The organism is Streptomyces sp. NPDC002206, from assembly GCF_053593595.1.
Map to the genome: position 1 here is coordinate 59520 of NZ_JBSFCW010000032.1, position 15239 is coordinate 74758.

The following is a 15239-nucleotide window of genomic DNA, read 5'->3' on the forward strand; positions in this document are numbered from 1 at the left end:
GTTCGTACGGGTCACTGCCCGGCGTACTTCCTGCTGACCGCGTCGTAGACGCCCTTCGCTTCCTTGCCGAGGCGCGGCCCGGCCAGCCAACCGGCCGTCACCGGGCCGATGGACGTGTTCGATACGAGGGCGGGCTTGCCGTCCTGGCCCGCCGCGACCCAGCCGCCACCGGAGGAGCCGCCGGTCATGGTGCACCCGACGCGGTACATCGTCGGGTCCTCCTTCGTGAGAGAGAGCCGGCCCGGCTTGTCCTTGCACTGCAGCAGCTTCTGACCGTCGTACGGCGGCGCGGCCGGGAAGCCGGTTGCCGTCATGCTGTCGATCCTGGGCACGGCCGGAGCGTTGAAGTCGACGGGCAGCGCCGCACCGACCGTCTCCTCCAGAGACTTTCCGGTCGCCCCCTTCTCCGGGGCGACATGCAGCACCGCGAAGTCGTACGGAGCGCCCTGGCCGCCGGTCGGGCCGCCGTCGGTGATCCACTGGTCGGACGTCTGCGCCCACTGGCCCCACCACACGCCGTAGGGGGCGATCTGCTTCTTGGGCGCGTTCTGCAGCTCGGCGATCGACAGGCCGCTGTTGTTGTAGGACGGCACGAAGGCGATGTTGCGGTACCAGCCGCCCTTCTTGCCCGCATGCACACAGTGCCCGGCCGTCCACACCATGTTGGACTTTCCGGGGTGCGCCGGGTCCTTCACCACGGTCGCGGAGCAGACCATGGAGCCCTCGGGACCGTCGAAGAAGAGCTTCCCGGACTCCGCGGCGCTGTCGTGGTACGGAGTCCGCGCATTCGTGGCCTGCACCGGTGCCGGCGTCGGATCCGTCACACCGGCGTCGTCCGAGATGTCGTTGTCGACCGGCTGCTCGGGCGCCGTGTCGGCATCCCGCATGCGCTCCGGGTCCCAGAGGTCCTCGATGATCGGGTTGACGAAGTCCTTGGCCTCACGCAGCCACTTGTCCTTGTCCCAGTTCTTCCACTCGCCGTTCCTCCACTGGTCGAGGTCGATCCCGTGCTCCTTGAGCCGGTCCTTCAGATCGTCCGGAATGGCGATCTTGTCGTCGGAGGACTGGTCGGCGGAACTGCTGGGCTCGGTACTCGCCTTCTCCTCGCTCGGCCCGCAGGCGGTGGCGGTGAGTGCGAGAACGGCCGTGGCCGCGGCCACAGCGAGCAGGGAGGAGGGCGCGCGACGTGCTATCCACCCCTGACGTGCCGTGAGAACTGGTCGAATGAGTCGCATGTGGTGATCCCCCTGGGACTTCGTAACTCAACACTTCTGTACTGCACTCGGACTGCACTGGGGCGCTGTCTCAGACACTGCTCCGAACGCATCGCTGCCAACGCACCAGGGACTCCGAGAAGTTGCCCGAAGCCTCGGCGCGGTCCTCCACTATGCCGGTGCCGGTGGGGACGGAACGCGGCAGGGCCACGGTTCCGTCTCCGCCAGGATCTTCCGATTTACCCGTGATCCCCTGCGTCCGGCGTCGTTGGTACGTACGCGGGGCTTGCGGACAGCGTTCAGTTCAGCAGTCCGTCCTTGCGGAAACGTACTGACGTGCAACGCAACTGTTACAGCGGGAGGACCGACAGCCGTGGCCGTGACCGAACCTGCACCGTTGGCACCGCCCTCGGTGCACGAGGGGATCCTGCGCCGACAGTCGCTGCGCGAGTCGGCCGCCCGTACCTATGCGCGGTCACTGCCGATCGTGCCGGTACGGGCCCGCGGGCTGACCATCGAAGGCGCGGACGGACGACGCTATCTCGACTGTCTCTCCGGAGCGGGCACGCTGGCCCTCGGGCACAACCATCCGGTCGTTCTGGAAGCGATCAAGAACGTCATCGACTCGGGTGCGCCCCTGCACGTCCTCGACCTGGCAACCCCGGTCAAGGACGCCTTCACCACGGAATTGTTCGCCACACTCCCACCGGAGTTCGCCGACAACGCCCGGATCCAGTTCTGCGGGCCGGCGGGTACGGACGCGGTCGAAGCGGCCTTCAAACTGGTCCGTGCCGCGACCGGGCGCAGCGGGCTTCTGGCCTTCACCGGTGCTTACCACGGGATGACGGAGGGAGCCCTCGCGGCGTCGGGCGGCGCCGAGGACGTCCGGGTCACCCGGCTGCCTTTTCCGCAGGACTACCGCTGCCCCTTCGGTATCGGCGGCGAACGGGGGGCCGAGGTCGCCGCGCGGTGGACCGAGAGTCTTCTGGACGACCCCAAGGGCGGTGCGCCGGCGCCGGCCGGAATGATCCTCGAACCGGTACAGGGCGAGGGCGGCGTGAACCCCGCCCCCGACGGCTGGATGCGCCGGATGCGTGAGATCACCGCGGCCCGGTCCATCCCCCTGATCGCCGACGAGGTGCAGACGGGCGTCGGCCGGACCGGTGCCTTCTGGGCAGTCCAGCACAGCGGGATCGTCCCCGACGTGATGGTGCTGTCCAAGGCCATCGGCGGCTCCCTCCCGCTCGCTGTGATCGTCTACCGCTCCGAACTCGACACCTGGCAGCCAGGCGCCCACGCAGGCACCTTCCGCGGCAACCAACTCGCGATGGCCGCCGGTACGGCCACCCTCTCCTACGTTCGCGAGAACGGGCTCGCCGAGCGCGCCGCGACGCTGGGCGCCCGCATGCTCGCCCGCCTCCAGGCACTGGCCATCGACCACCCGTGCATCGGAGACGTCCGCGGACGGGGCCTGATGATCGGAGTGGAGCTCGTCGACCCCGAGGCCGACATGCCCAGCGGGGGCACCGGCGGCCCCGAGGCACCGCCCGACCCGGTCCTCGCCTCCGCAGTGCAGCAGGAATGCCTGCGCCGCGGCCTCATCGTCGAACTCGGCGGCCGCCACTCCGCCGTCGTACGCCTGCTCCCTCCCCTGACGCTCACCGACGAACAGGCAACCGCGGTTCTCGACCGCCTCGCCGATGCCCTGGCGGCAGCCGAGCGTTCGTCGAACCGCCGAACCATGACCGGGTCGGCTCGCTGACCCCGGACACCCTCACAAGGAAGACCGCCGTGAACCCCAACCCCGCGCCCGAGGCCGACGGCCTTCCCGCCGGCCAGCAGCGAGGACAGGCCGGGCTCGTCGGCCGACTCGCAGTCGAGCAGACGATCGTGCCCCGCCAGAAGGCCGCGCCTCACGGCGGTTGGCGCACCCCACAGGCACAGGTACCACCGACCGGCGCAGGAACGGCCGATCTGCTCGACCACCCGGACCCGCTCATGGCCGCAGACACGGCAGGTGTCGAGAACCTGTTGCGCTGCTGGGTCCGGGAGAACGACCTGCCCCGACCGGACCGGGACACCCTTCGCATCGCGCTGCCCGCCAGCGGGACCGCTCTGCTCGTCCCTGTTCTCTACTGGTCCGCCACGGGATGGCACCGCTTCGGCCGGCCCGCCCTGGAGGACGCACCCGACGGCGCGCCGACCACCGATGCCGTCACGGTCGCGGCCCTCCTGGGCCGCGAGGCGGACCGGAACGAGGGCGCCGACATGGTGGCCAGAGTCGCCGACTCGGTACGCCGCACGGCCGGATTCATCGCCGAGCGGCGCCGTACACCCACGGCTCCCGCCGACGCCGACCTCTTCCTCACCGCCGAGCAGTCACTTCTGCTCGGACACCCCCTGCACCCCAGCCCCAAGAGCCGCGAAGGCCTCTCCGAGTCCGAATCCCGCCTCTACTCACCCGAGTTGCACGGCTCCTTCCCGTTGCACTGGATGGCTGTGGACCGCTCCGTGCTGGCCACCGAGTCCTCCTGGACGGAGGGAGGCCGCCCCGTACCGGCCGAGGACCTGGTCGCCCAGCACGCGGAGGGACTGCATCTACCCCACAACACCGCACCGATTCCGCTCCACCCCTGGCAGGCCCGCGAACTCAGCCACCGGCCCGAAGTGGCAGCGCTGCTCGATGCGAAGCTGCTCCATGACCTGGGACCGCACGGCAAGCGCTGGTACCCCACCTCCTCCGTCCGGACCGTCCACCGGCCCGGTGCCGACGTCATGCTCAAGCTCTCCCTCGGCGTACGCATCACCAACTCCCGTCGTGAGAACCTCCGCAAGGAACTCCACCGAGGGGTGGAGGTCCACCGGCTGCTCCGCAGCGGACTCGCCACGCAGTGGCACGCCGTCCACCCCGGCTTCGACATCGTCCGCGACCCCGCATGGCTCGCCGTCGACACGCCGGACGGCGAGTCCGTCCCCGGGCTCGATGTCATGCTGCGCCACAACCCGTTCCACCCGCTCGACGATGCGGTGTGCATCGCCGGCCTTACGGCCCCGCGCCCCTGGCCCGACCGGCCAGGCGTGCACTCGCGCCTCGCCGATGTCGTCGTCCGCCTCACCGCAGCCACCGGCAGAAGCAAGGGAGCCGTCGCCACCGAGTGGTTCCTGCGCTACCTCGACCGCGTCGTACGCCCCGTGCTCTGGCTCGACGCCACAGCAGGCGTCGCCCTCGAAGCCCACCAGCAGAACACGCTGGTGCTGCTCGACGCCGACGGCTGGCCCGTCGGCGGCCGCTATCGGGACAACCAGGGCTACTACTTCCGCGAGTCCCATCGCGCGGCCCTCGAGCACAGGCTCCCGGGCATCGGAGCAGCCAGCGACACCTTCGTCTCCGACTCGGTCACCGATGAACGGTTCGCCTACTACCTCGGCATCAACAACCTCTTCGGTCTCATCGGAGCCTTCGGTTCCCAGCGCCTCGCCGATGAGCAGGTGCTGATCGCCGCGCTCCGCCGCTTCCTCGGCGGAGTCACCGGCCTCGGCACCCCGCTTCCCGCGCAACTGCTGGAGAAGCCGAACCTACGGTGCAAGGCCAACCTGCTGACCCGGCTGCACGGCCTCGACGAACTCGTCGGTCCGGTCGACACCCAGTCCGTCTACGTCACCATCGCCAACCCCCTCTTCGCCTGAAGGAACATGACCCCCGCCTGAACTGCTGAGAGGAGAGGCATCACCGTGCCTCCCGCCGATGCGCACACCGGCGCCGGAACCGGCCCTGCCTCCCAAACCGGTACGGGCGCCGAGGACACCCTGGACCTGCAGCTCCCCGACGAATTCCTCGCCCTGTTCGGGGAAGACAAACCGGCAACGGAAACGCCGACCCCCGCTTCGCCGCTCGACGGACCCCTGTCCCTGGAGGAGTCCCTGGCCCGGGCCGGATCCACGTCGACCGAGGGGGAGAACGTGAGCACAGGCACGGTCACAGACGCGCACCCGAACCGAGCCCCGAGCACGCGTGGTGTCACGAGCAGGCTGGAGTCTTCCGATCTGCTCGACAACCCGGCCGAGTGGAGACCGGTCACCACGCCGGCCGGAGTGTTTCAACTGGTCCCCGTACGGCTGGAACGCGATCTCGCGGTGATCAGCCGCTGGATGAACGATCCCGCAGTCGCCGCGTTCTGGGAACTGGGCGGGGAAGAGGACGTCACTGCCGCCCATCTGCGCCCCCAACTCGACGGTGACGGACGCAGCGTCCCCTGCCTGGGCGTGCTGTCCGGCATCCCCATGAGCTACTGGGAGATCTACCGCGCGGACCTCGATCCGCTGGCGCGTCACTACCCTGCCCGACCGAATGACACCGGAGTCCACCTCCTCATCGGTGGCGTGACCAACCGCGGGCGCGGCATCGGCACCACCCTGCTCCGGGCCGTCTCCGACCTCGTACTCGACAACCGTCCGCAGTGCGCGCGCGTCGTGGCGGAACCCGACCTGCGCAACACCCCCTCCGTCTCGGCTTTTCTGAGCGCCGGCTTCCGGTTCTCCGCGGAAGTCGAACTCCCCGACAAGCAAGCCGCTCTGATGATCCGCGACCGAGCCCACCGAGCCCAGCTGTGATCGACCTGCTGCATTACTTACACCGCTCGAACCCCATCGGTTCCGTCCCGAGGAGTCCCCGTGCCGCAATATCCTGCGAACCATGAGTCAGCGGAGTCGCCCGAGCTGCTCAGCACCCCAGAGCTGAACCGGACGGTCTGGGACCGAGTCGCCACCCGGCTGCTCGCGAAAATGCTCGGCGAGTTCGCGTACGAGGAAGTCATCGAGCCGGCCCTGCAGCCCGGTGGGAGCGACACATACACCCTCCCGCTGGACGACGGCGCAACGCTGAGCTTCCGAGCCGGACGAGGCGTCTACGGCAGCTGGCACGTCGCCGCCGACTCGATGCGCGCAAGCGATCGGAACGCTCCTGCCGGGACCCGCGAGGACGGCAGCACCCGGACCGTCCCCTTCCGTGATCCGCTGCAGTTCCTCGCCCGCGCCCGGCGCCTGCTCCACCTCGACGGAGCCACCCTCGGCCACCTCATCCGAGAGATCACCACCACGCTCGCCGCCGATGCCCGGCTGGACCACACCACCTTCACCGCCGCCCGACTCGCCGAGCTCGACTACGCGGAGCTCGAAGGACACCAGACCGGCCACCCCTGGCTCGTCGCCAACAAGGGACGCCTCGGGTTCTCCGCCGCCGACGCCTCCCGCTTCACCCCGGAAGCCCGCAGACCGGTCAAGCTGCCGTGGATCGCCGTCAGCACCCGGATCGGCGGCTACCGGGGCGTGACCGGCCTCGCCACCCCCGAGCAGCTCTACGCACAGGAACTGGACGCCTCGGTACGCACATCCTTCGCCGCCGAGCTCCGCGCCCGCGATCTCGACCCCAGCGCCTACCTCTTCCTTCCCGTGCACCCCTGGCAGTGGGACGAGTGGATCGTTCCGCTGTTCGCACCGGCCATCGCCGCCGGCGACATCGTCCCGTTGCACACCGACGACGACCTCCGGCTGCCGCAGCAGTCCATCCGTACGTTCACCAATCTGGGGCGCCCCGACCGGCACACCGTCAAACTGCCTCTGTCGATCCTCAACACGCTGGTCTGGCGAGGCCTCCCGACCGAGCGCACGCTCGCGGCCCCCGCCGTCACCGCTTGGGTCCAGAGCCTGCGCGACCGTGACCCGTTTCTGCGCGACACCTGCCGCGTCATTCTGCTCGGCGAGGTGGCCTCGGTGACGGTCGAGCATCCGCTCTACGACCATCTCCCTGAGGCGCCGTACCAGTTCAAGGAGATCCTCGGCGCGATCTGGCGCGAGCCGCTCCATCCCCGGCTCATGCCCGGCGAGCGCGCCCGTACCCTCGCCTCGCTGCTCCACATGGATCCGCAGGGCCGCGCCTTCACCGCCGAGCTCGTGACCCGCTCGGGCCTGACCCCCACCGCATGGCTGACCCGGCTCTTCGCAGCGCTGCTCCCGCCCCTGCTGCACTTCCTCTACCAGTACGGAACGGTCTTCTCCCCGCACGGCGAGAACGCCATCGTCGTCTTCGACGACCAGGGCGTGCCCGTGCGGCTGGCGATCAAGGACTTCGTCGACGATGTGAACATCAGCGCCCAGCCGCTGCCCGAGCACGCCACGATGCCGGAGGACGTGCGCGCCGTCCTGCTCACCGAGGAGCCCGGCTTCCTCACCCAGTTCATCCACTCGGGGCTCTTCATCGGTGTCTTCCGCTTCCTGTCCCGCCTCTGCGAGGAACAGCTGGGGGTCCCGGAGGCCGAATTCTGGTCACTTGTGCGGGCCGAGATCCTGCGGCATCACACCCGCTTTCCCGAGCTGAAGGAGAGGTTCGAGATGTTCGACATGCTGAAGCCGCGCATCGAGCGCCTGTGCCTGAACCGCAACCGTCTGTATCGGGACGGTTACCGTGACCGCTCCGAGCGCCCGCACGCCGCCGTCCACGGCACCGTTCCGAACCCGCTCCACCCCTCCGCATGAGTCCGGGAGTGATCCCCGTTGTCAGTGGTGCCCCGTAGGCTGGTCACGCTATGACGAAGCCATCCCTCCCCGAGCTCCTGCACGCCGCCGTGACCGCCGTCGGCGGTACGGAGCGGCCTGGCCAGGCTGCCATGGCCGAGGCAGTCGCCGAGGCCGTCGACGACAATTCCCATCTGCTCGTCCAGGCCGGCACAGGCACGGGCAAGTCCCTCGGCTACCTGGTGCCCGCACTGGCACACGGGGAGCGGGTCGTGGTCGCCACGGCGACCCTGGCGCTGCAGCGCCAGCTCGTGGAGCGTGACCTTCCGCGTACGGTCGACGCACTGCATCCCCTGCTGCGCCGCCGACCCCAGTTCGCGATGCTCAAGGGGCGCTCGAACTATCTCTGTCTGCACCGGCTTCACGAGGGCGTGCCACAGGAAGAGGAAGAAGGGCTCTTCGACCAGTTCGAAGCTGCGGCTCCGTCGAGCAAGCTCGGCCAGGATCTGCTGCGGCTGCGGGACTGGTCGGACGAGACCGAGAGCGGCGACCGCGACGACCTCACCCCGGGTGTCTCCGACCGGGCCTGGGCCCAGGTCTCCGTCTCCTCCAGGGAATGCCTGGGCGCCAGCAAGTGTGCGTACGGTGCGGAGTGCTTTGCGGAGATGGCCCGCGAGCGCGCAAAGCTCGCCGATGTCGTCGTCACGAATCACGCACTGCTCGCCATCGACGCGATCGAGGGCGCTCCGGTGCTCCCGCAGCACGAGGTGCTGATCGTCGACGAGGCCCATGAGCTGGTCTCCAGGGTCACCGGAGTGGCCACCGGAGAGCTCACCCCCGGCCAGGTGAACCGGGCGGTGCGCCGCGCGGCGAAGCTGGTCAACGAGAAGGCTGCCGACGCCCTGCAGACTGCGTCGGAGGGGTTCGAGCGGGTGATGGAGCTGGCGCTCCCCGGTCGCCTGGAAGAGGTCCCCGAGGACCTCGGCTACGCACTGATGGCGCTCCGGGACGCCGCTCGTACGGTGATCTCGGCGCTGGGTTCCACCCGGGACAAGTCCGTCCAGGACGAGGACGCCGTCCGCAAGCAGGCCCTGGCATCGGTGGAGACGATCCACGGTGTTGCCGAGCGGATCACCCAGGGGTCCGAGTACGACGTCGTCTGGTACGAGCGCCACGACCGCTTCGGCGCATCCGTCCGCGTCGCCCCGCTCTCCGTTTCCGGCCTGCTGCGCGAGAAGCTCTTCGCCGACCGTTCGGTCGTGCTCACCTCGGCCACGCTCAAGCTCGGCGGGGACTTCAACGGGGTGGGAGCTTCCCTGGGACTGGCCCCCGAGGGCACCGCGGGCGACGACATCCCGCAGTGGAAGGGCCTCGACGTCGGATCGCCCTTCGACTACCCGAGGCAGGGCATCCTGTACGTCGCCAGGCACCTGGCCACGCCCGGTCGGGAGAGTTCCCGTACCGACATGCTGGACGAACTCTCCGAACTGGTGGAGGCTGCCGGCGGACGCACCCTGGGGCTCTTCTCCTCCATGAGGGCGGCGCAGGCGGCCGCTGAGGAACTGCGTGGCCGGCTCGACAAGCCGATCCTGCTGCAGGGCGAGGAGACACTCGGGGAGCTGATCAAGAACTTCGCCGCCGACCCCGAGACCTGCCTCTTCGGCACGCTCTCGCTCTGGCAGGGCGTCGATGTCCCCGGGGCGAGCTGCCAGCTGGTGATCATGGACCGGATCCCGTTCCCCCGCCCCGACGACCCGCTGATGAGCGCGCGGCAGAAGGCGGTCGAGGAGGCGGGCGGCAACGGGTTCATGGCTGTCGCGGCGACCCATGCCGCGCTGCTGATGGCCCAGGGCGCCGGCCGTCTCGTGCGGGCCATGGGCGACAAGGGAGTGGTCGCGGTGCTCGACCCGAGGCTGGCCAATGCTCGGTACGGGAGCTACCTCCGGGCCTCGCTGCCCGACTTCTGGTACACGACGGACGGCAACCAGGCGCGCCGCTCACTCGCGGCGATCGACGCCGCCGCCAAGGCAAACGAGCAGTGATCCCGAACGCGCCCGAGGTCCCTGCTCGTCCTTGGTCACCGCCACTGCTCGGGGATGCGTTTCGACGGCCCAGGCGGGCATAGGCAGGCCCCGGGATCGGCGCAGTGGATCCCGGGGCCCGGTCGGAACCGGCGAGCTTCACACCCGCCGCAGCACCGCCACGACCTTGCCGAGGATGGTCGCCTCGTCGCCAGGGATCGGCTGGTACGCGGAGTTGTGCGGGAGCAGCCATACATGGCCGTCCTCCCGCTTGAAGCGCTTGACCGTCGCCTCGCCGTCGAGCATGGCGGCCACGATGTCGCCGTTCTCCGCGACAGGCTGACGGCGCACGGTGACCCAGTCGCCGTCACAGATCGCCGCCTCGATCATCGAGTCACCGACGACCTTCAGGACGAACAGCTCGCCGTCCCCGACCAGCTGACGGGGGAGCGGAAAGACGTCCTCGACCGATTCCTCGGCGAGGATCGGTCCGCCGGCTGCGATTCGGCCGACCAGCGGTACGTACGAAGCGGCGGGCTTGCCGGTCGTGTCGGTCGGCTGGGTGCTGGGCTGGTCCGAACCGCGGACCTCGTACGCCCGGGGGCGGTGAGGGTCGCGGCGGAGGAAGCCCTTGCGTTCCAGGGCCATCAGCTGATGGGCGACGGAGGATGTGCTGGACAGCCCCACCGCCTGACCGATCTCCCGCATCGAGGGTGGGTATCCCCGTCGCTGCACCGAGTCGCGGATGACCTCGATCACTCGCCGCTGCCGGTCCGTGAGCCCCGAGCTGTCCGCTCGGATTCCTGGAGGTCGGCCGGGGAGCGAGCGCGCTGGGCGCACCGGCTCTGGCCCCTCCGTGTTCCTGACTGAGTCATTCATGGCATGCACCGGCTCGAGTCGGCTCTGGGAGCGGTCCTGGGCAGTGATGGTGGCACTGTCTGCGGTGGTGGTCACGTCGGCCCCTCTCGAATGGTCTCCCTAGCTCCACAACGGTAGTAGCTTTCGAAAGGTTGCGCCAAACACACGTTCGAGTGAAAAACGAATAAAAGTCTGTGCCGTGTTCATAGTCGGGTGTATGAGCGAAGCGCGGGTCGGATTCCCGCCCGGCGCGGACGGGTTCGACGCGTGCCATGCACGACCGGCAATTCGGATCATTACGCTAGCGTTCGCGGCTGCGGCGCCGCCACGCGGGGTGGTCTCCCGGCCGCCGTTCCGGTCCGTCGTCGGGCGCCCTGCGATCCGGGCGGTCGAGCCTGTCCCGTAACCTCGTGGTCGGTCGTACGCCTCCTGTGGGCCGCCCGGGACGCGCGACACGCGCTAGGGCCGAATGCGCGACCAAACCCAAGATCTAGTGGTTGGATTGTTCCAGCTACCCAGAAGTTGTGGTCCCTGGTCGATTGAGTCCGTGACCATCGCCTATGCTTATGGCTGCTTCGAGGGTCCCTGACGGGACCTGAAGAGGCTATTCAGTCGTGCTGTGAAGGAGGGTTGGGAGCCATGCACTGCCCCTTCTGCAGGCACCCCGACAGCCGGGTCGTCGACAGTCGCACCACCGATGACGGCACGTCGATCCGCCGTCGCCGTCAGTGCCCCGAGTGCTCCCGCCGTTTCACGACGGTGGAGACCTGCTCGCTGATGGTGGTGAAGCGCAGCGGAGTCACCGAACCCTTCAGTCGCACCAAGGTCATTTCCGGCGTGCGCAAGGCATGCCAGGGGCGACCCGTCACCGAGGACGCCCTCGCCAAACTCGGCCAGCGGGTCGAGGAGGCGGTGCGCGCCACCGGAAGTGCCGAGCTGACCACCCACGACGTGGGTCTGGCCATCCTCGGCCCCCTGCAGGAACTCGACCTCGTCGCATACCTGCGCTTCGCGTCCGTGTACCGGGCGTTCGACACACTCGAAGACTTCGAGGCCGCCATCGTGGAACTTCGCGAGCGGCGGCCTCCCGTGGAGGGATGCGGGACCGGAGAGACCCTGGCGGTCCCCGTTCCCGCCGTCGCCGCCGACTGAGCGACACCGGCTGATCGGCGCAGGCGTATCGATCAGCGGCAGGGCGGCTACAGAGATCTGCTCCGGGTGCTGCGCGCGGCGTCCGAAGCATCAGACACACATTGTGCCCCGGGAAGTTCTGGGCACTTCAGGGCGTTTTTGCCCACATATGGGAGGCGGCATGACAGAGACGGCGAGCGGCCCGGCACGAGGTTCCCGAGCCAAGGGATCCAAGTCGACTGCGACCAAGCAGGGCCTGCGTATCGAGCGCATCCACACCACCCCCGGCGTGCATCCGTACGACGAGGTGGCGTGGGAGCGCCGTGACGTCGTCATGACCAACTGGCGCGACGGCTCGATCAACTTCGAGCAGCGTGGCGTCGAGTTCCCCGACTTCTGGTCGGTGAACGCGGTCAACATCGTCACCAGCAAGTACTTTCGCGGAGCTGTCGGCACGCCGCAGCGCGAGACGGGTCTGCGACAGCTGATCGACCGGATCGTGAAGACGTACCGGAAGGCGGGCGAGGACTACAACTACTTCGCCTCTCCGGCCGACGCCGAGATCTTCGAGCACGAGCTGGCGTACGCCCTCCTGCACCAGATCTTCAGCTTCAACTCGCCGGTCTGGTTCAACGTCGGCACGCCCCAGCCGCAGCAGGTCTCCGCCTGCTTCATCCTGGCCGTCGACGACTCCATGGAGTCGATCCTCGACTGGTACAAGGAAGAGGGCATGATCTTCAAGGGCGGCTCCGGAGCCGGCCTGAACCTCTCCCGTATCCGCTCCTCCAAGGAGCTGCTGTCCTCCGGTGGCAACGCCTCCGGTCCTGTCTCCTTCATGCGCGGCGCCGACGCGTCCGCCGGAACGATCAAGTCCGGTGGCGCCACCCGTCGCGCGGCCAAGATGGTCATTCTCGACGTCGACCACCCCGACATCGAGAACTTCATCGAGACCAAGGTGAAGGAGGAGGAGAAGATCCGCGCCCTGCGCGACGCGGGCTTCGACATGGACCTGGGCGGCGACGACATCACGTCCGTCCAGTACCAGAACGCCAACAACTCGGTCCGTGTGAACGACGAGTTCATGAAGGCCGTGGAGTCCGGCGGCAAGTTCGGGCTGCGCGCCCGGATGACCGGTGACGTCATCGAAGAGGTCGAGGCCAAGTCCCTCTTCCGCAAGATGGCCGAGGCCGCCTGGGCCTGCGCCGATCCCGGCATCCAGTACGACGACACGATCAACCAGTGGCACACCTGCCCCGAGTCCGGCCGGATCAACGGCTCGAACCCGTGCAGCGAGTACATGCACCTGGACAACACGTCGTGCAACCTGGCCTCGCTGAACCTGATGAAGTTCCTCAAGGACGACGGCAAGGGCAACCAGTCCTTCGAGTCCGAGCGCTTCGCCAAGGTCGTCGAGCTGGTCATCACCGCGATGGACATCTCCATCTGCTTCGCCGACTTCCCGACCGAGAAGATCGGTGAGAACACCCGCGCCTTCCGTCAGCTCGGCATCGGTTACGCCAACCTCGGCGCCCTGCTGATGGCGACCGGCCACGCCTACGACAGTGAGGGCGGCCGAGCCCTCGCCGGTGCCATCACGTCGCTGATGACCGGTACCTCGTACAGGCGTTCCGCCGAGCTCGCCGCGGTCGTCGGCCCGTACGACGGCTACGCCCGCAACGCCGAACCGCACCAGCGCGTCATGAAGCAGCACGCCGACGCCAACGCCGCGGCCGTCCACATGGACGACCTGGACAACCCGATCTGGGCCGCCGCCACGGAGGCCTGGCAGGACGTCATCCGTCTCGGCGCGAAGAACGGTTTCCGCAACGCGCAGGCCTCGGTCATCGCACCCACCGGCACCATCGGTCTCGCGATGTCCTGCGACACCACCGGCCTCGAGCCCGACCTCGCCCTGGTCAAGTTCAAGAAGCTGGTCGGCGGCGGCTCGATGCAGATCGTCAATGGCACCGTCCCGCAGGCCCTGCGCCGTCTGGGTTACCAGGAGGAGCAGATCGAGGCGATCGTCGCCCACATCGCCGAGCACGGCAATGTGATCGACGCCCCCGGTCTGAAGGCCGAGCACTACGAGGTCTTCGACTGCGCGATGGGCGAGCGCTCCATCTCCGCGATGGGTCACGTCCGCATGATGGCGGCCATCCAGCCGTGGATCTCCGGTGCACTCTCCAAGACGGTGAACCTGCCGGAGACGGCCACCGTCGAGGACGTCGAAGAGGTCTACTTCGAGGCGTGGAAGATGGGCGTCAAGGCGCTCGCCATCTACCGCGACAACTGCAAGGTCGGCCAGCCCCTCTCCGCGAAGACCAAGGAGAAGGAGAAGGCCGAGGTCACTGCCAAGGCCGAAGGCACCATCCGTGCGGCGGTCGAGAAGGTCGTCGAGTACCGCCCGGTCCGCAAGCGTCTTCCCAAGGGCCGTCCCGGCATCACCACCTCGTTCACGGTGGGCGGCGCCGAGGGCTACATGACCGCCAACTCCTACCCGGACGACGGTCTCGGTGAGGTCTTCCTGAAGATGTCCAAGCAGGGCTCCACCCTCGCGGGCATGATGGACGCCTTCTCCATCGCCGTCTCGGTCGGTCTGCAGTACGGCGTCCCGCTGGAGACGTACGTCTCGAAGTTCACCAACATGCGATTCGAGCCGGCCGGTATGACGGACGACCCGGACGTGCGGATGGCGCAGTCGATCGTCGACTACATCTTCCGCCGCCTGGCGCTGGACTTCCTGCCCTTCGAGACCCGCTCGGCGCTCGGCATCCACTCGGCCGAGGAGCGTCAGCGCCACCTCGACACCGGTTCGTACGAGCCGTCCCTCGAGGACGACGAGCTGGACGTCGAGGGCCTGGCCCAGTCCGCCCCGATCCGGACCGAGCCGCTGAAGGCGGTCGCCCCTCCGAAGGAGGCGGAGATGCCCGCCCCGAGGACGGCGCACACCTCGGCGGAGCTCGTCGAGATGCAGTTGGGTATCAGCGCGGACGCGCCGCTCTGCTTCTCCTGCGGCACGAAGATGCAGCGCGCCGGATCCTGCTACATCTGCGAGGGCTGCGGCTCGACCAGCGGTTGCAGCTGATTTTCGGGCACCTGCTGGGCATGAACTAGCTGGTCAGGGCGGTGGAGCTGATATTCAGGCTCCACCGCCCTCGGCATTTCTTGATCCAGGGCTGTTGTATCTGATGCATCGGATCGCGTGGAAAGGACTCGGCTCTGTGCGTATTGCTGTGCCATGCTCCGGGACATGATCAGCAGAATCGAGCGTTCCCTCCGCCGGTGAGCGAGATGGCCGGGACCGAGCTTCCCGGATCCAGGACCCCGCTGTTCCTGCACGCGCTCCGGCTGCATCGGCAGGCGTCGTGCACCGGGTCCGCGGTCCTTCGAGTCGGCTCCCCGCCCCTGTTGGCGAATTCCAGGGGTCGTTGCAACACAGGTGATCAACTGGCTGTTGCCAGGAGCTTAGCGAGACGCTCGGCTGGGGTTTCCCAGCAGAGCGTTT

At 68.4% G+C, this 15239-nt stretch carries 9 protein-coding genes; 7 read left to right on the forward strand and 2 right to left on the reverse strand.

Annotated elements, in window-relative coordinates; genetic code table 11:
* Positions 1 to 11: 11 nt before the first annotated feature.
* Positions 12 to 1235: a trypsin-like serine peptidase gene (locus ACWCP8_RS34050; RefSeq protein WP_451120105.1), complete on the reverse strand. Its 1224-nt coding sequence runs from the start codon at positions 1233 to 1235 to the stop codon at positions 12 to 14.
* Positions 1236 to 1587: 352 nt separating this feature from the next.
* Here ACWCP8_RS34050 and ACWCP8_RS34055 point away from each other — a divergent pair, with 352 nt between their 5' ends.
* From ACWCP8_RS34055 to ACWCP8_RS34075, 5 genes are read left to right on the forward strand one after another with little or no spacing between them, the layout of a single operon-like run.
* Positions 1588 to 2976 carry a diaminobutyrate--2-oxoglutarate transaminase family protein gene (locus ACWCP8_RS34055; RefSeq protein WP_352267484.1) on the forward strand — a complete coding sequence of 463 codons (1389 nt, stop codon included), beginning with the start codon at positions 1588 to 1590 and terminating at the stop codon, positions 2974 to 2976.
* Positions 2977 to 3005: 29 nt separating this feature from the next.
* Positions 3006 to 4901, forward strand: a complete 1896-nt coding sequence (locus tag ACWCP8_RS34060; protein ID WP_352267485.1) for an IucA/IucC family protein — start codon at positions 3006 to 3008, stop codon at positions 4899 to 4901.
* Between the two features lie 45 nt (positions 4902 to 4946).
* The gene (locus tag ACWCP8_RS34065) at positions 4947 to 5825 is read left to right on the forward strand and encodes a GNAT family N-acetyltransferase (protein ID WP_352267486.1); all 879 of its coding nucleotides are present in this window, start codon (positions 4947 to 4949) and stop codon (positions 5823 to 5825) included.
* A gap of 60 nt (positions 5826 to 5885) precedes the next feature.
* Entirely contained in the window at positions 5886 to 7745 is a 1860-nt protein-coding gene (locus ACWCP8_RS34070; RefSeq protein ID WP_451120108.1) for an IucA/IucC family protein, read from the forward strand.
* A 50-nt stretch (positions 7746 to 7795) separates the two neighbouring features.
* The gene (locus ACWCP8_RS34075; RefSeq protein ID WP_355998015.1) at positions 7796 to 9766 is read left to right on the forward strand and encodes an ATP-dependent DNA helicase; all 1971 of its coding nucleotides are present in this window, start codon (positions 7796 to 7798) and stop codon (positions 9764 to 9766) included.
* Between the two features lie 138 nt (positions 9767 to 9904).
* On the opposite strand, the gene lexA is transcribed toward ACWCP8_RS34075, so the two are convergent.
* Positions 9905 to 10699: a transcriptional repressor LexA gene (gene lexA / locus ACWCP8_RS34080; RefSeq protein ID WP_451120110.1), complete on the reverse strand. Its 795-nt coding sequence runs from the start codon at positions 10697 to 10699 to the stop codon at positions 9905 to 9907.
* 543 nt (positions 10700 to 11242) lie between these two features.
* Between lexA and nrdR the strand changes: the two genes are divergently transcribed.
* A complete protein-coding gene (gene nrdR, locus ACWCP8_RS34085; RefSeq protein WP_326606110.1) occupies positions 11243 to 11755 on the forward strand; it encodes a transcriptional regulator NrdR in 513 nt (170 codons plus the stop codon).
* A 160-nt stretch (positions 11756 to 11915) separates the two neighbouring features.
* Positions 11916 to 14819, forward strand: coding sequence for a vitamin B12-dependent ribonucleotide reductase (locus ACWCP8_RS34090; protein ID WP_352267490.1), 2904 nt, complete (start codon positions 11916 to 11918; stop codon positions 14817 to 14819).
* Positions 14820 to 15239 lie beyond the last annotated feature (420 nt).